Annotated in this window: 19 protein-coding genes, 1 tRNA gene and 1 pseudogene; 12 read left to right on the top strand and 9 right to left on the bottom strand. The window is 73.2% G+C overall.

Going from position 1 to position 22,101, the window contains the following annotated elements; genetic code table 11:
* Nucleotides 1-22: 22 nt before the first annotated feature.
* A pseudogene (locus ACFWVV_RS26750) lies at nt 23-244 on the top strand (AAA family ATPase); the annotation flags it as partial.
* Nucleotides 245-290: 46 nt separating this feature from the next.
* Here ACFWVV_RS26750 and ACFWVV_RS26745 read toward each other — a convergent pair.
* Together ACFWVV_RS26745 and ACFWVV_RS26740 are read right to left on the bottom strand one after the other, a co-directional pair.
* Nucleotides 291-362, bottom strand: a tRNA-Cys gene (locus ACFWVV_RS26745).
* A gap of 139 nt (nt 363-501) precedes the next feature.
* Nucleotides 502-1,368, bottom strand: coding sequence for an alpha/beta fold hydrolase (locus tag ACFWVV_RS26740; protein ID WP_384355147.1), 867 nt, complete (start codon nt 1,366-1,368; stop codon nt 502-504).
* Nucleotides 1,369-1,748: 380 nt separating this feature from the next.
* On the opposite strand from ACFWVV_RS26740, the gene ACFWVV_RS26735 reads away from it, so the two are divergent.
* The 6 genes from ACFWVV_RS26735 (at nt 1,749) to ACFWVV_RS26710 (ending at nt 7,935) form a co-directional block, all read left to right on the top strand.
* Nucleotides 1,749-3,299, top strand: coding sequence for an MFS transporter (locus tag ACFWVV_RS26735; protein ID WP_384355110.1), 1,551 nt, complete (start codon nt 1,749-1,751; stop codon nt 3,297-3,299).
* Nucleotides 3,300-3,356: 57 nt separating this feature from the next.
* A complete protein-coding gene (locus ACFWVV_RS26730) occupies nt 3,357-3,557 on the top strand; it encodes a CopG family transcriptional regulator (protein WP_384355112.1) in 201 nt (66 codons plus the stop codon).
* Complete coding sequence (locus ACFWVV_RS26725; protein ID WP_384355114.1) at nt 3,554-3,940, top strand: type II toxin-antitoxin system death-on-curing family toxin; 387 nt, start codon at nt 3,554-3,556, stop codon at nt 3,938-3,940. The genes ACFWVV_RS26730 and ACFWVV_RS26725 overlap by 4 nt, the downstream gene beginning before the upstream one ends.
* Nucleotides 3,941-4,082: 142 nt before the next feature.
* Nucleotides 4,083-5,864, top strand: coding sequence for a DEAD/DEAH box helicase (locus ACFWVV_RS26720; RefSeq protein WP_384355116.1), 1,782 nt, complete (start codon nt 4,083-4,085; stop codon nt 5,862-5,864).
* A gap of 442 nt (nt 5,865-6,306) precedes the next feature.
* Nucleotides 6,307-6,948, top strand: a complete 642-nt coding sequence (locus tag ACFWVV_RS26715; protein WP_384355118.1) for an IclR family transcriptional regulator — start codon at nt 6,307-6,309, stop codon at nt 6,946-6,948.
* Between the two features lie 177 nt (nt 6,949-7,125).
* Nucleotides 7,126-7,935: a hypothetical protein gene (locus tag ACFWVV_RS26710; RefSeq protein WP_384355120.1), complete on the top strand. Its 810-nt coding sequence runs from the start codon at nt 7,126-7,128 to the stop codon at nt 7,933-7,935.
* Here the strand turns inward: ACFWVV_RS26710 and ACFWVV_RS26705 are convergent.
* The 4 genes from ACFWVV_RS26705 to ACFWVV_RS26690 form a co-directional block, all read right to left on the bottom strand.
* Nucleotides 7,886-9,283: an MFS transporter gene (locus ACFWVV_RS26705; protein WP_384355122.1), complete on the bottom strand. Its 1,398-nt coding sequence runs from the start codon at nt 9,281-9,283 to the stop codon at nt 7,886-7,888. The two genes, ACFWVV_RS26710 and ACFWVV_RS26705, sit on opposite strands and share 50 nt — an antisense overlap.
* Nucleotides 9,280-9,504 carry a hypothetical protein gene (locus tag ACFWVV_RS26700; protein WP_384355124.1) on the bottom strand — a complete coding sequence of 75 codons (225 nt, stop codon included), beginning with the start codon at nt 9,502-9,504 and terminating at the stop codon, nt 9,280-9,282. Before ACFWVV_RS26700 ends, ACFWVV_RS26705 begins: the two co-directional genes overlap by 4 nt.
* A gap of 214 nt (nt 9,505-9,718) precedes the next feature.
* Nucleotides 9,719-10,342, bottom strand: coding sequence for an ArsR/SmtB family transcription factor (locus ACFWVV_RS26695; protein ID WP_384355126.1), 624 nt, complete (start codon nt 10,340-10,342; stop codon nt 9,719-9,721).
* Nucleotides 10,343-10,443: 101 nt separating this feature from the next.
* A complete protein-coding gene (locus ACFWVV_RS26690) occupies nt 10,444-10,914 on the bottom strand; it encodes an Lrp/AsnC family transcriptional regulator (RefSeq protein WP_384355149.1) in 471 nt (156 codons plus the stop codon).
* 125 nt (nt 10,915-11,039) lie between these two features.
* On the opposite strand from ACFWVV_RS26690, the gene hppD reads away from it, so the two are divergent.
* Nucleotides 11,040-12,188, top strand: coding sequence for a 4-hydroxyphenylpyruvate dioxygenase (hppD, locus tag ACFWVV_RS26685; RefSeq protein WP_384355128.1), 1,149 nt, complete (start codon nt 11,040-11,042; stop codon nt 12,186-12,188).
* A gap of 175 nt (nt 12,189-12,363) precedes the next feature.
* Here hppD and ACFWVV_RS26680 read toward each other — a convergent pair whose 3' ends face one another.
* Nucleotides 12,364-12,924, bottom strand: a complete 561-nt coding sequence (locus ACFWVV_RS26680; protein ID WP_384355130.1) for a helix-turn-helix domain-containing protein — start codon at nt 12,922-12,924, stop codon at nt 12,364-12,366.
* A 90-nt stretch (nt 12,925-13,014) separates the two neighbouring features.
* On the opposite strand from ACFWVV_RS26680, the gene ACFWVV_RS26675 reads away from it, so the two are divergent.
* A complete protein-coding gene (locus ACFWVV_RS26675) occupies nt 13,015-14,814 on the top strand; it encodes a benzoate/H(+) symporter BenE family transporter (protein ID WP_384355132.1) in 1,800 nt (599 codons plus the stop codon).
* Here the strand turns inward: ACFWVV_RS26675 and ACFWVV_RS26670 are convergent.
* Nucleotides 14,777-16,294, bottom strand: coding sequence for a tetratricopeptide repeat protein (locus ACFWVV_RS26670; RefSeq protein WP_384355134.1), 1,518 nt, complete (start codon nt 16,292-16,294; stop codon nt 14,777-14,779). The genes ACFWVV_RS26675 and ACFWVV_RS26670 overlap by 38 nt on opposite strands.
* 360 nt (nt 16,295-16,654) lie before the next feature.
* On the opposite strand from ACFWVV_RS26670, the gene ACFWVV_RS26665 reads away from it, so the two are divergent.
* On the top strand, nt 16,655-18,043 hold the full coding sequence (locus tag ACFWVV_RS26665; protein WP_384355136.1) for an FAD-binding oxidoreductase: 1,389 nt from the start codon (nt 16,655-16,657) through the stop codon (nt 18,041-18,043).
* A gap of 177 nt (nt 18,044-18,220) precedes the next feature.
* Here the strand turns inward: ACFWVV_RS26665 and ACFWVV_RS26660 are convergent, their stop codons facing one another.
* On the bottom strand, nt 18,221-18,652 hold the full coding sequence (locus ACFWVV_RS26660) for an SsgA family sporulation/cell division regulator (RefSeq protein WP_384355138.1): 432 nt from the start codon (nt 18,650-18,652) through the stop codon (nt 18,221-18,223).
* A 232-nt stretch (nt 18,653-18,884) separates the two neighbouring features.
* On the opposite strand from ACFWVV_RS26660, the gene ACFWVV_RS26655 reads away from it, so the two are divergent.
* Complete coding sequence (locus tag ACFWVV_RS26655; RefSeq protein WP_384355140.1) at nt 18,885-20,822, top strand: RDD family protein; 1,938 nt, start codon at nt 18,885-18,887, stop codon at nt 20,820-20,822.
* 440 nt (nt 20,823-21,262) lie between these two features.
* Complete coding sequence (locus tag ACFWVV_RS26650) at nt 21,263-21,961, top strand: RDD family protein (protein ID WP_384355142.1); 699 nt, start codon at nt 21,263-21,265, stop codon at nt 21,959-21,961.
* The last annotated feature ends 140 nt before the right edge of the window (nt 21,962-22,101 follow it).

The following is a 22,101-nucleotide window of genomic DNA, read 5'->3' as shown; positions in this document are numbered from 1 at the left end:
AGTTGTGCCCAGGCTGCGCTCCATGGTCGGCAACGCGGTCGCAGAGCTGGAATCCGCCGTCGTGCTCGTCACGGGGGTGATGGCGGCCGGGAAGTCCACCGTGGCACAGGCGCTCGCCGAACGGCTGCCCCGCGCCGCCCATGTGCGCGGGGACGTCTTCCGGCGGATGATCGTCTCCGGGCGGGCGGAGACGACACCGGGCGCGGGCCCCGAGGCGGTGGCCCAACTGTGCCTGGGCCGGCGCGGTAGGAGGGGCTCCGGGAGCCCCTCCCGCGCGGGAGACCGCTGGGAGGCCGTGATCGGAATCGAACCGACGTAACTCGCTTTGCAGGCGAGCCCCTGAGCCACTCGGGCACACGGCCGTGTACGGGGGCGTGCCCCCGCCACGTGTTCCTTGCCAACCCCTGAACGGTAGAACGGGGTTGACCGGCCGCTCAAGGCATCCGGCGGTGCCGCAACGTGACTGCCACGCCCCGTTCACAGTGCCCCGCGCGCGCACCGTCACAGCGCCCCGAGGAACGAGCCCACCGCCGCCCGGAACAGCGCGGGGTCGTCCACCCACGGGTAGTGGCCCACTCCGGAGAGCCGCCGCCACTCACCGCGGGGGAAGGAGGCGGCGACCGTCTCCCCGACCCGCTCCCCGGTGATCGTGTCCAGAGCGCCCGTCACCACGAGCGCCGGACAGGGCAGCTCGTCCAGCTCCCTGAGGACGGCCAGCCGGGTCAGGTCGTCCACCCCCTGGGGAAAGCCCGCCCGGGGGACCGGGTTGTCCTGCGCGGGCGCCTGGGCCGCGTGCGTGCGCTGCGGGGCCTCCCACCGGGCGTAGGCCATCGGGGCTGCCTGCGCCAGGAGCGTCCGGACCTGCTCGGGTTCCGAGGTCGTGGCCAGACCCTTGACGGCCGCGGCGGCCTCAGGCCACCAGGGTTCGGCGCTGCGCGACTCGAAGATCTCCCGGGCGTCGTCGGGGAGCTCCCCCCGCGCAGCCTGGATGCGGCCCTCCGGGCAGACCAGAACCAGGTGGGTCAGCCGGCCCGGGTGCGCGGCGGCGTAGCACTGCGCGGTGGCGGCGGCCGCTCCGTGGGCGAGCAGGGCGAAGCGCTCCACGTCGAGCTCCGCGCGCAGCGCTTCGAGATCCTGGGCGAGCGCGGGGAAGGCGTAGCGGTCGGGGTCGTCGGCGGGCGGTGAGTGGCCGGTGCCGCGGGAGTCCGGGATCAGCAGCCGGTAGGTGCGGTCGAGCCCGCCCAGCCCCCCGAGGTAGGCGGCGTCCCGGCCGGGGCCGCCGGCCAGGCAGACCAGGGGTGTGCTGCTGGCGGGGCCCACCACCCGGTAGCTGAGGGCGGCGTCGTCGTACGAGCGGTAGAAGGGCATGGGGGTACGCATGCCCCGTCCTGCCCGGGACACCGGCCCGCACCGCACCGGACGTACCACCGGGCCCGCATCGCCCCGGACGTACCACCGGGCCCGCATCGCCCCGGCCGTACCACCGGGCCCGCGCCGCCCCGGCCGTACCACCGGGCCCGCGCCGCCCCGGCCGTACCACCGGGCCCGCGCCGCACGGGCCGTACCACCGGCCCCGCGCCGCCCCGGCCGTACCACCGGCCCCGCGCCGCCCCGGACGTACCACCGGACAGGGGTCGCCGCGGCCGTACCACCGGACAAGGGTCGCACCGGTCGTACGACCAAGGACCGAGGGCCAACCCGTCAAGAGACAGGGGCCCAGGCCCGTTTAGGCCCTTACTCTGGGGCGTATGACCGCCCTGGAGCCCCGCGACGCCGATGCCGCACCGACCGACCCGTCCGAGCCTCCTCCACCGCCCGCGGACTCCGGGCCCGGCGGGGACGTCGCGGACCCCGGCGGCGCCCGTGACTCCCAGGAGTCCCAGGCCCCGGATGCGGGTCCCGCCGCGCAGGGCGTGCTCGGCAGGACCCACCGGGCGCTGAGTGTCGGCATCGTCTCCGTGGTGCTGCTGATCGCCTTCGAGGCGACGGCCGTCGGTACGGCGATGCCGGTGGCCGCCCGCGAGCTGCACGGCATCGCGCTCTACGCGTTCGCGTTCTCCGCGTACTTCACCACCAGCCTCTTCGCGATGGTGCTGTCCGGGCAGTGGGCGGACCGGCGGGGCCCGCTGGCCCCGCTGACCACGGGCATCGTGGCCTTCGCCGCCGGTCTCGTGCTGTCGGGCACGGCGGGCACGATGCTGCTGTTCATCCTCGGCCGGGCCGTCCAGGGGCTCGGCGGCGGACTGGTGATCGTCGCGCTGTACGTGGTGATCAGCCGGGCCTATCCGGAGCGGCTGCGGCCGGCGATCCTGGCCGCGTTCGCCGCGAGCTGGGTGATCCCCTCGGTGGTCGGGCCGCTCGCCTCCGGGGCGATCACCGAGAACCTCGGCTGGCGCTGGGTGTTCGTCGGCATCCCGGCACTGGTGGTCTTCCCGCTGGCGCTCGCCCTGCCCGCGATACGGCGGATGGCCGCCGGGCCCGCCGACCCCGGGGCGCCGGTGCCGCCCTTCGACCGCCGCCGGATCCGGCTCGCGCTCGGGATCTCGCTGGGTGCGGGACTCCTCCAGTACGCGGGCCAGGACCTGCGCTGGCTGTCCCTGCTGCCGGCGGCCGCCGGCGTGGCGCTGCTGGTGCCCGCGGTGCGCGGGCTGCTGCCCAGCGGGACCTACCGGGCGGCCCGGGGGCTGCCCTCGGTGGTGCTGCTGCGCGGGGTCGCGGCCGGGTCGTTCGTGGCGGCGGAGTCGTTCGTGCCGCTGATGCTGGTCACCGAGCGGGGGCTGTCGCCGACGATGGCGGGACTCTCGCTCGCGGTCGGCGGTGCGACCTGGGCGTTCGGCTCGTTCATGCAGTCGCGGCCCCGGATGGAGCCGTACCGGGAGCGGCTGGTCTCGGTCGGCATGGTGTTGGTCGCGGCGGCCATCGCGCTCGTCCCCGCGGTGCTGATCCCGGCGGTGCCGGTGTGGATCGTCGGCGTCGCGTGGGCCTTCGGCTGCTTCGGCATGGGCATGGTCATCGCCTCGACCAGCGTCCTGCTGCTCAAACTGTCGGCCCCCGAGGAGGCGGGCTCCAACTCCGCCGCCCTCCAGATCTCCGACGGCCTCGCCAACGTGATGCTGCTCGCCGCAGGCGGTGCGGTCTTCGCGGCCCTCGGTGGCGGCTCGGTCGCCACGCACTCGACCGTGGCGGGCGCTACGGCAGGCACCCACCCCACCGCGTTCGCCGCGGTGTTCCTGCCGATGGCGGGGGTGGCGCTGGTGGGGGCGTGGGTGGCTACGCGGCTGCGGGAGCGGCCGGTTTGATCGCACGGAGTGAAGGTGCGGTACCACTTTGACCCCACAGGGTGGTACCGTTTTGGTATGGCCATGAACCTGCGTCTCCGCGACGACCAGACCGAAGCACTGAAGCAGCGAGCCGAGCAGGAAGGCACCAGCATGCACGCCATACTGCTCAAGGCCGTGGACGAGTACCTGGCGAAGACGGCTCACCAGGACCTGGTGCGCACGTCCGCCAAGGATCAGGTGGCCAAGTGGTCCGAGCTGCTGGAGCGCCTTAAGTGAGCTTCATCTACCTGGACTCCGAGGACGTCCTGGCCATTGCGAAGGACGCGGTGGACGACCAGGTGATCGTGGTGCGGGACGCCGGCCTGCTGGAGTCGGCGGTGCACCGCCCGTCCGCTTCGATGTTCGGGCAGGAGGCGTACGCCGAGCTGCTCGACAAGGCGGCCGCGCTCCTGCAATCGCTCGTCATCAACCGCCCCTTCGTCGACGGCAACAAGCGCACGGCCTGGGTGTCCTGCATGGTCTTCCTCGCCATCAACGGCGTGGAGCTGCGTCCCGACATCGATGCGGCCGAGCGACTGGTGATCGCCGTGGCGACGGGCGAGCTGGAAGACGTGAAGGCCATCGCGGAACTCCTGCGCGAGCTGGCCGAGCACCTGTGACCCGAGTCCCCTCGGGGGGCGGCCCGGACCTGCTCGCCACGCGTTCCGGTCGCGGCGCCGGTAAGGTGGCCAGGTTGTCGTACGGGGCGCCCCCGCGCTCCGCAGACATCCCGCCACGTACCCGACGCTGCGACCGGAGACCGTGACTACCACCGCTTCCCACCACCTCTCACCCGCCTTTCCCGGCCGTGCCCCCTGGGGCACCGCCAGCAAGCTGCGCGCCTGGCAGCAGGGGGCGCTGGAGAAGTACCTCCAGGACCAGCCCCGTGACTTCATGGCCGTCGCGACGCCCGGCGCAGGAAAGACGACCTTCGCGCTGACGCTCGCCTCGTGGCTGCTGCACCACCACGTGGTGCAGCAGGTCACCGTGGTCGCCCCCACCGAGCACCTGAAGAAGCAGTGGGCGGAGGCCGCCGCCCGGATAGGGATCAAGCTCGACCCCGATTACAGCGCGGGACCGCTCAGCAGGGAGTACCACGGCGTCGCGGTGACGTACGCCGGTGTCGGCGTGCGGCCGATGCTCCACCGCAACCGGTGCGAGCAGCGCAAGACGCTCGTCATCCTGGACGAGATCCACCACGCAGGAGACTCCAAGTCGTGGGGCGAGGCCTGCCAGGAGGCGTTCGACCCGGCGACCAGGCGGCTCGCGCTGACCGGCACGCCCTTCAGGTCCGACACCAATCCCATCCCCTTCGTCACGTACGAGGAGGGCAACGACGGCATCCGGCGCTCCTCCGCCGACTACACCTACGGCTACGGCAACGCCCTGGCCGACGGCGTCGTCCGCCCCGTGATCTTCCTCAGCTACAGCGGCAACATGCGCTGGCGCACCAAGGCCGGCGACGAGATCGCCGCCCGGCTCGGCGAGCCGATGACCAAGGACGCCATCGGCCAGGCCTGGCGCACCGCGCTGTCGCCGACGGGGGAGTGGATCCCCAACGTGCTGGCCGCCGCCGACAAGCGGCTGACCGAGGTCAGGAAGGGCATCCCGGACGCGGGCGGCCTGGTCATCGCGACCGACCAGGAGTCCGCCCGCGAGTACGCCAAGATCCTCAAGCGGATCACCGGGCACAAGGCCACCGTGGTCCTCTCCGACGAGAAGGCCGCGTCGAAGAGGATCGACGAGTTCAGCCAGGACGGCTCACGCTGGATGGTCGCGGTACGCATGGTGTCGGAGGGCGTCGACGTACCGCGCCTGGCGGTCGGTGTGTACGCGACGACCATCTCGACGCCGCTGTTCTTCGCGCAGGCCGTGGGGCGTTTCGTGCGGTCCCGCAGGCGGGGCGAGACGGCCTCGGTGTTCGTGCCGACGATCCCGATGCTGCTCGACTTCGCGAACGAGATGGAGGTCGAGCGCGACCACGTCCTCGACAAGCCCAAGAAGGGGAGCGACGAGGAGAACCCCTTCGCCGAGGAGGACAAGCTGCTGGCGGACGCCGAGCGGCTGGAGGACGAGGAGACCGAGGACCAGCTCCCGTTCGAGGCGCTGGAGTCCGACGCGGTCTTCGACCGGGTGCTGTACGACGGTGCCGAATTCGGCATGCAGGCGCACCCGGGCAGCGAGGAGGAGCAGGACTACCTGGGCATTCCGGGCCTCCTCGAACCCGACCAGGTGCAGCTGCTCCTCCAGAAGCGGCAGACCCGCCAGATCGCGCACAGCCGTCAGAAGCCGGCCGCCGACGCCGACCTGCTGGAGAAGGCCGCCGAGGCCAGGCCGGTCGTCACCCACAAGCAGCTGCTGGAGCTGCGCAAGTCGCTGAACACGATGGTCGGGGCGTACGTCCACCAGAGCGGCAAGCCGCACGGCGTCATCCACACCGAACTGCGCCGGGTCTGCGGCGGCCCGCCGAGCGCCGAGGCGACCGCGGGGCAGCTCAAGGAGCGGATCAAGAAGGTCCAGGAGTGGGCCACCCGGATGCGCTGACGGCGTGACGGCGTGAGTCGTGACGTCACGCTGTGAGGGCGTCACGGCGTGAGGGTGTGCCGTGACGTCACGCTGTGTGGGCGTGAGGGCGTGCCGCCGTGGCCGTCGGCGCGCGCGAGGGCGGGACGGGCCCCGGCCGTGCTGGCCGACGCGGGCATATGCCCCGAAGTCCCGCCCCGTCGTGACTTCGGCGGCCCAAGGGCGCCAAGCCGCAGGTAGCGGGATCAACCTCCTTCCGCCGCCCGGATTCTGGACGAGGTCTTCCGCTGAGCGGAGTCGATCGCTACCTTTCCGGCAACGCATACGCCCCGTGGCAGCGTCGCCTCGGAGCGCAGCCGGTGTTAGGACATGCCGGCGGCCTCTGCGCGCGTCGCCGACGGGACCGGTGATGTGCACGATGCGCAGGAGGACCGTCCGCACTCACCACCAAGGAGTGGGCGTCGTGACCGCGGAGACTTCCCAGACGCTCGACAGAGGACTGCGCGTCCTCAAACTGCTCGCCGATACCGACCACGGCCTCACCGTCACCGAGCTGTCCAACAAGCTCGGCGTCAACAGGACGGTGGTCTACCGGCTGCTCGCCACCCTCGAACAGCACGCACTCGTCCGCCGTGACCTGGGCGGTCGCGCCCGGGTCGGGCTCGGGGTGCTGAGGCTGGGGCGGCAGGTCCACCCCCTGGTGCGGGAGGCGGCGCTGCCCGCGCTCAGGTCCCTCGCCGAGGACATCGGGGCGACGGCCCACCTCACCCTCGTCGACGGGGCGGAGGCCCTCGCCGTCGCCGTGGTCGAGCCGACCTGGACGGACTACCACGTCGCCTACCGGGCGGGCTTCCGTCACCCGCTCGACCGGGGTGCCGCAGGGCGGGCGATCCTGGCCGCGCGGCAGAACGTACTGACCGAGCCCGGGTACACCCTCACCCACGGTGAGCTGGAGGCCGGGGCGAGCGGGGCGGCAGCACCGCTGATCGGAGTCACCGGGGTCGAGGGCAGCGTGGGCGTCGTCATGCTGTCCGACTCGGTCCCCGACCGGGTGGGAGCCCGCGTGGTCGACGCGGCCAAGGAGGTCGCCGACGCACTGCGGTGAACCGGGTGCCCGACCGGCGTGTGGGACGGGCCTGCGGGACGGGTCCGTGGGACCGGCCTCTGGGCGGCCCGGAGGAGCGGCTTCCGGGCCGGCCCGGACGAGCGGCTTCGGGGCCGGCTCCCGGGCTCTGCCCCGTGGCCCCGGCCGGCCGAGGGTCCGGGCCGTTAGATTGGGGGCGTGCTTCCTCTTTACTCCCGGCTCTCCCGCAACAGCCGTCTCGCCGTCCTGGCCCTTCCCGTCGCCGCGCTGCTCGGGGTGGCGGCCTTCGCGCCGCTGCCCTTCGCGGTGGCCCAGCCCGGCACGGCGACCGACGTCCTGGGCAAGGACAAGGAGGGCCGGCCCGTCATCAGCGTGAGCGGGGTGCCGACCCGGCCGACCTCGGGGAAGCTGCGGATGACCACCATCGTCGCCACCGGCCCCTCCATCGACCACCGGGCCGGTGAGCTGGCCGACGCCTGGTTCAGGGAAGACCGGGCCGTCATGCCGCACGACGTGGTCTACCCGTCCGGCGGCGACGACGAGGAGGTCTCCGAGTACAACCGGGAGGCCATGGTCAAGTCGCAGGACGCCGCCGTCTCCGCCGCCCTCCGCCAGCTCGGCGACAAGGGCAAGGGCGCCAAGGTCGAACTCCACCTCGCCGACGTCGGCGGCCCCAGCGCCGGGCTGCTCTTCACCCTCGGCATCATCGACAAGATCGACGGCAACGGTGCGGGCGGCGATCTGACCGGCGGCCTCGACATCGCCGGTACGGGGACGATCGAGGCCGACGGGTCGGTGGGCCCGGTCGGCGGCGTCCCGCTGAAGATCAAGGGGGCGCGGGCGGACGGGGCCACCGTGTTCCTCGTGCCGAAGGAGGAGTGCTCCCAGGCGAAGTCCGGGCTTCCCGCCGGGATGCGGCTGGTGCCGGTCAGTACTCTGAGCGACGCCGTGGCCTCCCTCACCGAACTGGGGAGGAAGGGCGGGCCGGGCAAGGTCCCGAGCTGCTGACCGGACCACGCCCCGGGGCGTCCGGGTCGCCTTCCGGTCCGCCTTCCGCCCCACCCTCCGCACCTTTTTCCGGTTTCTCCGCCACCTCGTCCAGCTTGCGCCACGACGAGAAGACCAGCGGGCTCAGAGTGGCCAGGAAGTAGAGGGCGCCGACGATGAGCAGGGCCGCGTACAGACCCGCTCCGTCGACCAGGAAACCGGCCGCGAGCCCGCCGAGCGGAATCGTCATCTGGCAGCCCGCGGCGAGGATGCCCGACACCCGGCTGCGCAGCTCCAGCGGGACGCGCTCGAAGACGACCGTGGTCAGGATCGGGTTCAGGGTGCCGATCGCCAGCCCGCCCACCACCAGGGTGACCGCCAGCGGGAGCGTGCTGTCCGTGAGGGCGGCGACCACGAAGCGCGGCACCTCGCCGACGACGAACGCCGTGGTGAGGACCGCCCAGCGCGAGAAGTGGTGACCGAACGCCCCGTAGAGCAGCGCCCCCAGCAAAGAGGCCCCGCCGAACAGGGCGCTGAGCAGGCCCAGTTGCTCCGCCCCGCCCAGGTTCTGAAGGGCGTGCACCGGCAGCAGCACCGCGCTCCAGGACTGGTTCAGCCCGTTGGTGAACGTGATCATCAGGACAACGGCCAGCAGGAGCCCGCCACCCGCCACGTACGTGTACCCCTCGCGCAGATCGCGGCGGTACGCGGCGAAGGAGACCGGGGCCTTCGACTTCATCGGCTCCGCCGCCCGCACCCCGCGCACGCCGGCCGTGATCAGCGCCGCCGAGAGAAGGAACGACGCCGCGTCGAGCAGCAGTACCGCCTCGGCGCCGAGCAGCGCGGCCAGTACGCCGGCCAGCGCGGCACCGGCCATCCTGGCCCCGCTGGACACCGCTTCCGTGAGGCTCGCCGCACGGGCCAGCGTCGTGCCGGCCCGCTCCGCGAGGTCGGGGATCAGCACCGAACGGGCGGTCATACCGGGGGTGGAGACCAGGCCGCCCACCGCCATGAGGGCGCACAGCATCCAGAACTCCAGCAGTCCCGCGAAGTGCAGCAGCGGGACCGCGGCGACCGAGCCCGCGCAGATCAGGTCGGTGACGACGCTGGTCCTGCGGCGGCCGAACCGGTCGATCAGCGGGCCTCCCACCAGCGCGGACACCGCGACGGGCAGCGTCGCGCAGAACGCGACGACCCCCGCCCGGCTCGGACTGCCGGTCGTCACCAGCACGAACCACGGAACGCCGATCAGGGTGAGCGAGTTGCCGATGGTGGAGACGGTGTGGGCGGCCAGGACGGCGGCGAGCGGACGCCGGTCGTACGGGGAGGCGGGCCCGTGACCCGCACGGGAGACGGTCCGCCCGCTCACCGGGCACCGGCCGTACGGAGCCGCGGCGTGTCCGCGCCGGGGCCTGCGGTACGGACCAGGCGAAGCCCCAACTCGACCAGAGTCCAGCCGAGTTGAGCGCGCGCGGTGCCGCGGGAGGAGCGGGGGCGGGACGGGGCGTGGGCCAGGGCGTGGGTGGCGGCCTCGCGTCGGAGATCGGTGGAGCGGGCGGCGTGCAGCCGGCGGAAGGTCTCGGGGTGCATGGCAGTGCTTCCTCTCGGTCGGTGGTACCTGGGAGTCGTGCCGGGGAAGGCGCGCGCGGCGGCCCGGGGCATGCCGGGGAGAGCCGTGTCGTCCGGGGGCGGAGGACGCGTGCCTGAGGTGCGGGGGTGTGGGGGTGTGGGGCGCGGCGGTGTGGGGCGCGGGGGTGTGGGGCGCGGGGTGTGGGGCGCGGTACCGGCCGGTGCCGGGGCTGGGTCAGTCCTTGCTGAGGGGGAATCCGTGGACGTGGATGCGGTACTTCGCGGAGCCCTCCGACACCTGCTCGGGCTCCCGGTAGCTGTCGATCAACTCGGTGATGCGGGCGTTGAGTTCCCTGGCGCGCTCCGCGTCCAATTGCAAGGTGTAGTCGCTCAGTTCGGAGGCCCGCCGCCACTCGTCGGGCCAGTCGCGCGAGGTGCCGAGGTAGGTGGCGAGTTCCCGGGTGTGCTCACTGGCGATCTCGTGGGTGAAGAGGTCGACCGCACCGCGCACCGAAGGGTCGGGGGACTCGGACAGCGTGTGATCCAGCCTCGTCCCCTGATGGACCGACCGCCACCACCGCTCACGCCCCTTGCCCCGCTCCGGTGCGTCCTCCACGAAGCCGTACGTCGCCAGCTGGCGCAGGTGGTAGCTGGTGGCGCCGCTCGACTCGCCCAGCCTGTCCGCCAGTTGGGAGGCGGTCGCGGGGCCGAAGTCCCGCAGGGCGCGCAGCAGGCTCATCCGCAGCGGATGGGCGAGTCCGCGCAGCGAGCGGGCGTCGAGCCTCTCGACACTCCGCTCGGGAGCCTTTCGGTCCGGGCCCTCCGGTGACGCCGTATTCGAGTTCTCGCTTGCTGGCATGGCATCACCGTAGAGTTGCAAAGACTTCGTTGCAAGGGTTTTTTTGCAAGTCTTCCTTTGCGCGTCCGACGGCTTGTCGCACCGCACCGCCCCGCACGCCGTCAGGTCAGCCCGGAGGCCTGCTCCACCAGCGGGATGATGCGCAGCGGAACGGGGTTCTCCATGACGATCGCCGTGGAGGCCCGGACGATGCCCTCGAAGCCCACCACCCGGTCGATCACCCGTTGGAGGTCTGCGTTCGACCTGGCGACCAGCCGGCAGAGCATGTCCCCGTGCCCGGTCGTCGTATGCAGTTCCAGTACCTCGGGCACGCCCGTCAGGTGGGCCCGTACGTCCGCGCCCTGGCCCTGCTTGATCTCCAGCGTCGCGAACGCCGTCACCGGATACCCGAGGGCCGCCGGATCCACTTCGGGCCCGAATCCCCGGATGACGCCGTGCGACTGAAGCCGGTCCATCCGCGCCTGGACGGTCCCGCGCGCCACACCGAGCCGCCGGGATGCCTCCAGCACCCCGATCCTGGGCTCGCGGGCCAGCAGCACGATCAGCCGCCCGTCCAGCTCGTCCACCGCCATGTGCACTCCCCGGTCGCTGGTCATCCTGTACAGATAGCCCGCCCATACTCGCCCGCCACTGAGCACATTGACCAGCATTTGTGCGAACTATTGCGCACCTTGCGATGTGGGGCGACGCTCCACACATGACTGAGACCACTGAGCACGCCACCCCCACCACCGCGCGTGAGGCCGACCCCTTCCCGGTCAAGGGCATGGACGCGGTCGTCTTCGCCGTGGGCAACGCCAAGCAGGCCGCCCACTACTACTCGACCGCCTTCGGCATGAAGCTCGTCGCCTACTCCGGACCGGAGAACGGCAGCCGCGAGACCGCCAGTTACGTCCTGACCAACGGCGCGGCCCGCTTCGTGTTCACCTCCGTCATCCGCTCCGCCACCGACCAGGGCCGTTTCATCGAGTCACACGTCGCCGAGCACGGCGACGGAGTCATCGACCTGGCGATCGAGGTGCCGGACGCCCGCGCCGCCTACGCCTACGCCACCGCGCAGGGGGCCACCGGCCTCACGGAGCCGCACGAGGTCAAGGACGAGCACGGCGTCGTGGTGCTGGCCGCCATCGCCACGTACGGCAAGACCCGCCACACCCTGGTCGAGCGCAAGGACTACGAGGGCCCCTACCTTCCCGGCTTCGTCGCGGCGTCCCCGATCGTCGAGCCCCCGGCCAAGCGCACCTTCCAGGCCATCGACCACTGCGTCGGCAACGTCGAGCTCGGCAAGATGAACGACTGGGTCGGCTTCTACAACAAGGTCATGGGCTTCACCAACATGAAGGAGTTCGTGGGCGACGACATCGCCACCGAGTACTCCGCCCTCATGTCGAAGGTCGTCGCGGACGGCACCCTCAAGGTGAAGTTCCCGATCAACGAGCCCGCGATCGCGAAGAAGAAGTCGCAGATCGACGAGTACCTGGAGTTCTACGGCGGCGCCGGCGTCCAGCACATCGCGCTCGCCACGAACGACATCGTCGCGACGGTGCGTTCCATGCGCGCGGCCGGCGTGGCCTTCCTGGACACCCCCGACTCCTACTACGACACCCTCGGCGAGTGGGCGGGCGAGACCCGCGTCCCCGTCGAGACCCTGCGCGAGCTGAAGATCCTCGTCGACCGCGACGAGGACGGCTACCTGCTGCAGATCTTCACCAAGCCGGTCCAGGACCGTCCGACCGTCTTCTTCGAGATGATCGAGCGGCACGGCTCGATGGGCTTCGGCAAGGGCAACTTCAAGGCCCTCTTCGAGGCGATCGAGCGCGAGCAGGAGAAGCGCGGCAACCTCTAGTCCTTCAGGCCGGCCGTTCAGCCGCCCAGCCGTCTGGCTGTCCGGCCATCCACCCGTCCGGCCGGGTGCGGCAACTTCCCCTGCCGCACCCCGCTCGGCCCCTGCGACCCCACGGACCTGCCCCGTGGGGTCGCAGTGCGTCCCGGGGATGCCGCCGGGGACGGACGGGCCCCGGTCAGTACCGGATGACCAGCGAGGCCACCACCTCGGTGTCCCCCTCCGCCGCGTACACGTGCGGAACGTCCGCCGCCCACCTCACGTGCTCACCGGCCGCCACCCGCAGGGGCGCGTCCTTGGGCCCGACCCTGGCCACACCCTCGTACACCGTCAGGTACTCCGTCGTGCCCGGCGGGTGGGCGGGGGAGGTCTGGACGCGGCCGGGGCGGATGCGCAGCCGGTAGAGCTCGGTGGTCGCTGCCGGGTCCGCGAACACCTCCAGCAGCTCGCCGGTCACCGAGTCACCGTGCAGCGGCTCGCGCGGCCCCTCCGTCAGCAGTTCGGCCAGCGGTACGCCGAGCCGGCCCGTCACCGCGTACAGCGTCTCCAGCGTCGGGTTGCGGGTGCCCGCCTCCAGCCCCGACAGGGTGGCCTTGCCGATGCCCGCCCGCAGCGCCAGCTCCGAGAGCGTCAGCCCGCGCGCGGTGCGCAGCTCGCGGATGCGGTGGCCGATGCCCGCGGTGAAGGCCGCCGAATGCGGTGCCGTACGGGGGGTGCCGGGGGCCGGGTGGTCTTCCATGGGTCCAGTATCCGAAACGCGGTTCCGTTTACGGAACGGGCCTGCCTATCCTCGTTCCGTAAACGGAACAACGTACCTCGGGGGCGCCTCATGACCACCCGTACACGGGCCACCCGCCCACGGCCCGCCCGCACGCGGTCCGACCCTCCGCGCGGCACTCTGCAACCCGTGCTCGCCGGGATCGTCCTCATGGTCGTCGGCTTCTCCAGCTCCTTCGCCGTCGTTCTCGCCGGGCTGCGCGCGGTGGGCGCCAACGAGGCGCAGGCCGCCTCCGGGCTTCTGGTGCTGTGCGTCTCGATGGGCGTCGTCGGCATCTGGCTCGGGCTGCGGTACCGGCTGCCCATGAGCGTCGCCTGGTCCACCCCGGGTGCCGCGCTGCTCGCGGCGGTCGGCACCCAGCACCCGGACTACCGGGCCGCGCTGGGGGCCTTCCTGGTGACCGGTGCGCTGATCTTCCTGACCGGTCTCTCCCCGCACCTGGTACGGCTGCTCCAGGCGATCCCCGCCCCCCTCGCCAGTGCCATGCTGGCGGGCGTACTGCTGCCCCTGTGCCTGGCGCCCGTCCGCGCGGTGGTGGAGTTCCCCGCCGAGGCACTGCCCGTGGTCGCCGTATGGGCGGTGCTCCTGCGGTGGGCCAGGCGCTGGGCCGTGCCCGCGGCGCTCGCCGTCACCGTGGCCGTCATCCTCCTCGCACACCCCGGCGAAGGGAACGGGGCCCCGCTGCTGCCGGTCCTCACCTTCGCCACGCCTGCGTTCACCGTCGGCGCCCTCATCGGCATCGCGATCCCGCTCTACGTCGTCACCATGGTCTCCCAGAACGTCGCGGGCATGAGCATGCTCGCCACCTACGGCTACCGGGCACCCCTGCGCCCGGCCCTGACCTCCACCGGGCTCGCCACGATGGCGGGTGCCCCGTTCGGCGCCCATGCCGTCAACCTGGCCGCGATCACCACCGCGCTCGCCGCGGGGCCCGACGCACACCCCGACCCGGACCGCCGCTGGATCGCCTCCGTCACCGGTGCCGCCGGCTACCTCGTGCTCGCCCTCACCACTGGGCTGACCCTCTCCCTCATCGCCGGGGCCCCGCCGCTGCTCATCGAGACCGTCGCCGGGCTCGCGCTGCTGTCCACCCTGGCGGCCGCGCTGCAAACGGCCGTCTCGGACACCACCGCCAGGGAGCCCGCCGTCCTCACCCTGGTGGTGACCGCGTCGGGCATCGCCCCGTTCGGCATCGGCGCGGCCCTCTGGGGCCTGCTCGCCGGCCTCGCCCTGCACCTGCTGCTGACCCGCGCCCCCACGCTCGTACGAAAAACACCTGCACCGACCGCGTCCGCACCGACTCCGACCGCACCGGCTCCGGCCACGCCCACTCCGGCCACGCCCGCGCCGACCGCGCCTACGCCGGCCATGTCTGCGTCGACTCCGACCACGCCCACACCGACCACGCCCACTCCGGCCACGCCCGCGTCGACCGCGCCTACGCCGGCCATGTCTGCGTCGGCTCCGACCACGCCCACGTCGGACACGCCCGCGCCTGTCACATCTACGCCGACTGCTCCGGCCACGCCCGCGCCGGCTCCGGTGACTCCGGCCACGCCGCCCGCGCCCAAGCCGGCCACGCCCGCGCCCACGTCAGCCAGGCCCACCGAGGCCACTCCCGCGCCGCCCGCTCCCGCCCGGCACTCCGGAGACGTCCCCGCCACACCGCCCGGCGACCGCTCCGTCCCGCCACCCGGCGACCATCCATCCTCACCGCCCGGCGACCACCCCGCCTCACCGCCCCGCGATCACCCCGCCACACCGCCCCACGACCACTCCGTCCCGCCACCCCGCGACGACTCCGCCCCGCAGGTCACTGACGCTTCCGGGCGGCGGGCTCCGGCTTCCTGACGCGCGGTGCCGGCGCCGTGTTGCGCGACTCGCCGCGTGAGCCGCTCGCACGCGCACTTCCGGCGGAGCTCTTGGGCTTGACCACCTTCGGCCACACCTGGCGCGGGCCGCCCTCCGGCGGCTCGCCCAGCCGCTCCAGCGCCTCCTCGGCGCGCGGCACCCACAGCGGCGAGAACGCCGGGTTCACCCGCAGCGCCTCGGACAGATGACGGCGCGCCGCCCCGTAGTCGCCGAGCCCGCGCTCGATCTCGCCCCGGTGGTACAGGAACAGGGCGCTGCGCACCCCTTCCTTCACCGCCCGCCGCGCGTACTCCAGTGCCGCCTCGTCGTCCCCCGTACGGTGCAGTGCCCAGCCCAGCGCGTCCGCCACCTCGGCCCCCGGCCGCCGCGACCACTCCGCGCGCAGCAGCTGCACGGCTTCCTCCGGGTCGCCGTGGTCGGCCTCCAGGCGGCCCAGCACGAGGTCGCCGAGCACGCCCTGTGCCCGGTTGTGGGCGACCTGCGCCCGCACCACCCCGAACTGCGCGGCCCCCGCGCCCTCACCGCCTGTCGCCTCCACCAGCTCGCCCAGCTCCAAGGAGTACTCGGGGCGCGGAGACAGCGCCAGGGCCGCCCGGTAGCCCTTGACCGCCTCCGTCGTGCGGCCCAGCGCCGCCAGCACCCTGGCCCGGCCGGCGACCGTGGCCCCGCGCCTGCGGTCCAGTGCCAGAGAGGCGTCGAAGTATCCCAGCGACTCCGTCAACTCGCCCCGCTCCCAGGCGAGTTCGGCGACCCGCCGGAGCTGCTCCGCCTTCTCGGGGGCCGCCTCGGCCGTCGCCGCCGCCTGGGCAGCCAGTACGGCCGCGTCCTCCCGCCACCCCTTGTCCCGGTAGGTCTGCGCCGTCCAGCCCAGCGCCGCCGCCCCGCCGCGCCGCTCCGTCAGCTGCTCGGCGGTCCGGGCCGCAGCCTTGGCGTCCCCGAGCCGCCCATAGGTGTCGATCAGCAGCGGGTACGTCGCCCACTCCCCAGGAGCCAGCCGCTGAACCGCCTCGCCCCACCGCCGCGCCGCCGCGAAGTCCTCACGGGCGTGACTCAGCCGGGCCATGCCCGCCATGGCGGCGACATTGCCCCGTTCCGCAGGGCGCAGGGACAGCGACCGCTTGAGCGCCGCCTGCGCCTTCGGGTAGTACGTGGCGTCCGCCACCCGCGCACCCCGCTCGACCAGCGCCGTGCCCAGCGCCGTCCACGCCCCGTCGTCGCGGGGGTTCGCCCGCGTCCGGGCGGTCAGCGACGCCAGCGAAACCGCCGCGCCGGGAGCTCCTGCCGCCGGCCTGGCCGCGGACCGGCGGCCATCCCCGGACCCCTCACCCTCCCCGGACTGCGTCAGCAGTACGAAGCCCCCGGCGGCCAGCGCCGCGGCGACGGAGGCGACGGCGGCCCGGCGCACCCACGACGAAGGCTTCTCGTCGAGCGCCGCCGGCCCTGCGAGGCCGGACGCCACGCCGGGCGGCCCGCCGTACGAGCCGACGGGGCGGGTGGCGGCAACGGGTCCGGCGGCTCCGGCGGGAGTGTCAGCACCGGAAGAAGCAGCAGCACCGGAAGAAGCAGCAGCACCGGAAGAACCAACAGCACCGGAAGAACCAGCAGCTCCGGAAGAGTCAGCTCCGGAAGGGCCAGCTCCGGAAGGGCCAGACGTGGCAGGCGCGGCCCGGTCGGCCGGCTGGGGGGCGGATCCTGGATCCATGGCGTCCATGGCGCTCACTGTGCGCCAGGCGGCACCGGTACGACGAGCACACCCGCGTGCCGCGTTCCGGAACGCAGACGGGTTCACACCGATGGCCCCGAGTGCCACGCTGAGAGCATGGACGATCTTGCGACCTCCCGTGCCGCCCTGCACGACCGCCTGCGCACCGGTCTGCCCGCCGAGGCACTGATCACTGACCCCGACGTCATGGCCTCCTACGCCCGCGACATGGCCGGCTTCTGCCCGGCGGGAACCCCCGCCGCGGTCGTCCTGCCCCGCACCGTCGAGCAGGTCCAGCACGTCATGCGCACCGCCACCGAGCTGCGGATCCCGGTCGTCCCGCAGGGGGCCAGGACCGGTCTTTCCGGCGCCGCGAACGCCGACGAAGGCTGCATCGTGCTGTCCCTGCTGAGGATGGACCGGATCCTGGAGATCAACCCGGTCGACCGGATCGCCGTGGTCGAGCCCGGCGTGGTCAACGCCGACCTGTCCCGCGCCGTCGCCGACCAGGGCCTCTTCTACCCGCCGGACCCCTCCAGCTGGGAGACCTGCACCATCGGCGGCAACATCGGCACCGCGTCCGGCGGCCTGTGCTGCGTCAAGTACGGCGTCACGGCGGAGTACGTGCTCGGCCTCGACGTCGTACTCGCCGACGGGCGCCTGATGAGCACCGGTCGGCGCACCGCCAAGGGTGTCGCCGGATACGACCTCACCCGGCTCTTCGTCGGCTCCGAGGGCAGTCTCGGCATCGTCGTACGGGCCGTGCTCGCCCTGCGGCCCGCCCCGCCCCAGCAGCTCGCGCTGGCCGCCGAGTTCCCGTCCGCAGCGGCCGCCTGCGCGGCGGTGTGCGCGATCATGGAGCGCGGCCACGCCCCCTCACTGCTCGAACTCATGGACCGCACCACCCTGCGCGCCGTCAACGCCATGGCGCGGATGGGCCTCCCGGAATCCACCGAGGCCCTCCTCCTGGCGGCCTTCGACACCCCCGACCCCACCGGTGACCTGGCCGCGGTGGGGGAGCTGTGCACGGCTCACGGAGCCACCCAGGTCGTCCCCGCCGAGGACTTCGCCGAATCCGAAATGCTGCTCCAGGCAAGGCGGTTGTCGCTCACCGCGCTGGAGGCCATCAAGTCCGCGACGATGATCGACGATGTGTGCGTACCCCGCTCGCAGCTCGCCGCGATGATCGAGGGAACGGCCGCCGTCGCCGAGAAGTACGACCTGACCATCGGCGTCTGCGCGCACGCGGGCGACGGCAACACCCACCCCGTGGTCTGCTTCGACTCCGCCGACGCGGACGAGGCGCGGCGTGCCCGCGAGTCCTTCGACGAGATCATGGCGCTCGGCCTGGAACTCGGCGGCACCATCACCGGCGAACACGGCGTCGGCCTGCTCAAGAAGGACTGGCTCGCCCGCGAACTCGGCCCGGTGGGCCTGGAGATGCAGCGCTCCGTCAAGGCCGCCTTCGACCCGCTCGGCATCCTCAACCCCGGCAAGCTCTTCTGACCGGACGCGGGCGGGGGCATGCCGCGAGCCCGGGCAGGGGTACCGGGGCCGCGGCTCCTGCGTCCGCGACCCGGACGACCACTTCCTCTTCCTCTTCCTCTTCCTCGCCCTCGCCCTCTTCCGCTTCCTCGTCCTCGTCCTCGAACTCGAACTCCTCACCCACACCTACGGGGCCGGCTAGCTCTCTCCGTCCTGCGAGGTCGCCATCAGCTCGGCCAGGGCGTCGTCCAGGCCGAGATGGCTGCTCTCCGTGCCCGGCGGCACCATGGTCAGCGTCCGCTCCAGCCACGCCGAGACCACCGGCGACGACGCCTCCAGCAGCGCGTCACCCTCCGGGGACGTCAGGGCCACACACACGGCCGAACGCCCCTCGAGCTTGGTCGGCCAGATCCGGACATCTCCGTGCCCACACGGACGGAACACCCCGTCGATCAGCAGTTCCCGCGCGAACGTCCAGCTGACCGGGTACTCCGAGCCGATGTGGAAGGTGATGTGCACGGCGAACGGGTCGTTCGTCCGGTACACCAGCCGTGCCGGGACGGCGATGGCGTGCTCGGGGGACAGGACGAGGTTGAGCTCCAGCTCGCGCTCCAGGACGTCGTGCTGCATGGGTGCACTTCCTTTCCGGTACGGGGCCCACGGGCGGGCCGTACCTGGAGAGAGCACACCGGCCACAGTTCATTACGCGACTTCCGCAGAAAGTTTTTCGCGGCGGTCCGGCAATGACCGGAAAGTGGTGCATCCGGGCGGACGGGCCCGTGGGCGGGCGGGTGTCTGGTAGATGTGGACCCCGGAATTTCAGACAGACACACGCGGCCCCCAACAGATACGGGACACGGTGATGAGCGCCCCCACACCGGCCAACGGAGACAGCAGCCCCAGCCACGGCTTCTATCCCGATCCGTCCATTCCCGGTTACGTCCGGTACTGGAACGGCAGCGCCTGGGTGCCCGGCACCAGCCGCCCCGCCCCCGCACCCGGCGAGCCGATGCCGCTGCCGCCGCCGGGCGCCGCACCGGCGGTGTCCTACGCCGCGAACTCGGGCCTGCCGAACCTGGCTTCGGTACCCGCGCCCGCTCCAGGCCCGACGCGCTTTCCCGCCGCCACGCCCGCCGCTGTGGAGGAGACCGGGCCGTTCTTCTTCGACGAGGAGGAACAGCCGGGCGAATGGGAGCAGCACTCCGGCGAGCCGGTGAGCGGCGAACGGGCGGGCAACGAAAGGGAGGGCTACCTACCGGCAGGTGGTGAGCTGGAGGTACGGCGGAGCGCCGAGCCCGCCCCGGCCTGGCAGGCCGACACCTCCCGGCAGAGCGGCTTCGGCGGCGAACGCGACCGCAGGGTCTCGTGGGGGTCGCCGAACGACTCCGCCGCAAGCCCCGTACCGGCCCGCCCCGTTGACGGCACGCCGTCCTCCGGGCACGCGGGTCCGTCCGGGCAGGCAGGTCATGCCGGTCCGCCCGGTGCGCCTGCCGCGACCCCGCCCGGCCTGACCCCGGCACCGGCACACGGGCGGGCCCCGTCGCGGGACCCCCGCACCGCCGGCCCCTCCGGCCCCTCCGGCAACTCGGCCGCACTGCCCCCACGCGCCGAACGCCCCGCGCTGGAAGCCCGCCCGGAACAGCAGCCGCACACCCGGCAACCGCACCCACAGGACCCGCAGTCCTCCCAGTCCCACCAGCCCCACCAGCCCCAGCAGTTCCCGCAGCAGCAAGGTGAGCAGCCCCGGAGCCCGTCGCGCGCGGACCGCACGGTGTCGATCCGCACTCCGCGCCCCGCCGAGGGCTCCGTCGCCGACGGCACCATGGCCATCCGCACGGTCAAGCCCCCGTCCCAGCAGACCGGATCCCAGCAGCCCGGGTCCCAGCAGCCCGGATCCCCGCAGCCCGGATCCCCGCAGACCACGCCGCCGCAGCCCAGGACCTCGCAGGCCCCTGCCCAGCCGGCCGCGCAGCAGCGGAGCCCGCACCACCAGCAGGCCCTCCAGCAACAAGCTCCCCACCAGCAGCCCCCGCAGCAGCGGGCCAGGCCCGCGCAGCAGTCCCGGGCGCAGGCCCAGGAACCGGCGCGCCCCTCGCAGCCCCAGGGCGGGCAGCCTGCCGCAGCCGTCCCGGCCTCCTGGGCCCAGCAGGTCCACGAGCTCGCCGCCCCGGCGGCCCAGGGACAGGCCGCGGGGCAGTCTGCCGGGCGGACCCCCGGCAAGGGACCGGCCTCCGGTCAGGACGAGGCCCCGCCCGTGGTGCCGTGGAAGCCGCCCGTCGAGGACCACTTCACCAAGGCCGCGCGCGAGCAGGCGGCTGCCCGTCCCGCGGGGCTCGGGCGCCGGCTGGTGGCCCGGCTGATCGACACGGCCGTCCTGGGGGCGGCGGTCGCGGCCGTCGCCGTACCGCTGGTGCTGCGGGCCCTCGACCACATCGACGAGAAGATCCGGGCCGCCCGCCTGTCGGGCACGACGGTGACGGTCTATCTGCTCGACGCGACCACGGTCGGCATCCTCGCGGCCGTCGTCGGCGCGTTCCTCGTCCTCGGCGTCCTCTACGAGGCGGTGCCGACAGCGAAGTGGGGGCGCACGCTCGGCAAGAAGGTGTGCGGGCTCCAGGTCCGCGACATCGAGGAGCACGAGCCGCCCCGGTTCGGCGGGGCACTGCGCCGCTGGCTGGTGTACGGGGTGCTCGGGGTGCTGGGCGTCGGGGTGCTGGGCGTCCTGTGGTGCCTGGTCGACCGGCCCTGGCGGCAGTGCTGGCACGACAAAGCGGGCCGCACCTTCGTGGCCAAGGGCTGAGCGGGCGCTTCCCGGCCGGTCCCGGTCGACGCCGGGTCTGCGCGGGCGCTTCCCGGCCGGTCCCGGTCGACGCCGGGTCTGCGCGGGCGCTTCCCGGCCGGTCCCGGTCGACGCCGGGTCTGCGCGGGCGCCTCCCACCCCGCCCCGGCCGACGCCGGGTCTGAGCGGGCGCCTCCCGGCCGGTCCCGGTAGACGCGAGGGCTGAGCGGGCGCCTCCCACCCCGCCCCGACCGACGCCCGGTCCGAGCCGACGCGTCCCGGCCGGCCCCGGGCCGACGCGCGTCCTCACGCCGGTACGGCCCCGCCGGCCCGCCCCGGCCGACGTGCAGCACGCCGCCGGTGCGCCCCCGTCACCCGGCCGGCCCCCGCTGCGCGCGCCCTTCCCCCGAACGGCGTGCGAGGCGTTGCGGGCCCCGCAGGGGCGCGGTCGACTTCCCCGTATGAGCACCGACCAGCCGCCGCCCGGCGTGCCGCCTGAGAACGACCCGTTCCAGAAGTACCCGCCGCCCCCTCCTCCGCAGGGAGGTGCCGGCAGCCCCTACGACAACCCCCCGGGGAGCGGCGGAGCCCCGCTGCCCCCGTACGGCGGTGGCCCGTACGACGGCAACTCCGGCGGCGGCTACGGCGGTGGCTTCGACGGCGGCTACGGCGGCAACGACCCGCTGGCCGGAATGCCGCCGCTGGCCTCGTTCGGCAAGCGGCTGGTGGCCCGGATCATCGACCTGCTGATCGTGATGATCCCGCTCGCGATCATCGGCATCCCGTTCGGAACGTACAAGCGGATCACCGAGACCACCGACGACTTCGGCGACACCATCACCGAGGTGAGCTCCGGCAGCGGCCTGGTCTTCCAGTTGATCTCGTTCGCCGCCTACCTCGCCTACGACGCCCTGCTGACCCAGAAGAACGGTCAGACGCTTGGCAAGCGCGTGATGGGCCTGAGGGTGGCGATGCTCAACGACGGCACCGTCCCGGCCTCGGGTGCGGCCTGGACACGGGCGGCGGTGCTGATGCTGCCGGCGCTGCTGTGCTGCCCCTGCCTGTGGTGGCTGATCAACCTGGTGATGATCGGCGTCGACAAGCCGTACAAGCAGGGCATCCACGACAAGGCGGCCAAGACCGTGGTGGTCACGGCCTGACCTCGTGGCCGGGCCCCCGGGCCCGGCTAGCCGGGCAGCGAGTGCTCGCCCACCGAGGAGCGTGCGCGCGGTCCGGGCACCCGGACCGCGTCGTACGTCCCGCCCGGGGCGGGCGCGGGGGCGGCCGGGGACTCCGCCAC

The organism is Streptomyces sp. NPDC058663 (assembly GCF_042716745.1).
Lineage (GTDB): Bacteria > Actinomycetota > Actinomycetes > Streptomycetales > Streptomycetaceae > Streptomyces.
Note: the sequence above shows the minus strand (reverse complement) of the source record. Positions and strands in the feature narration are given on the sequence as shown.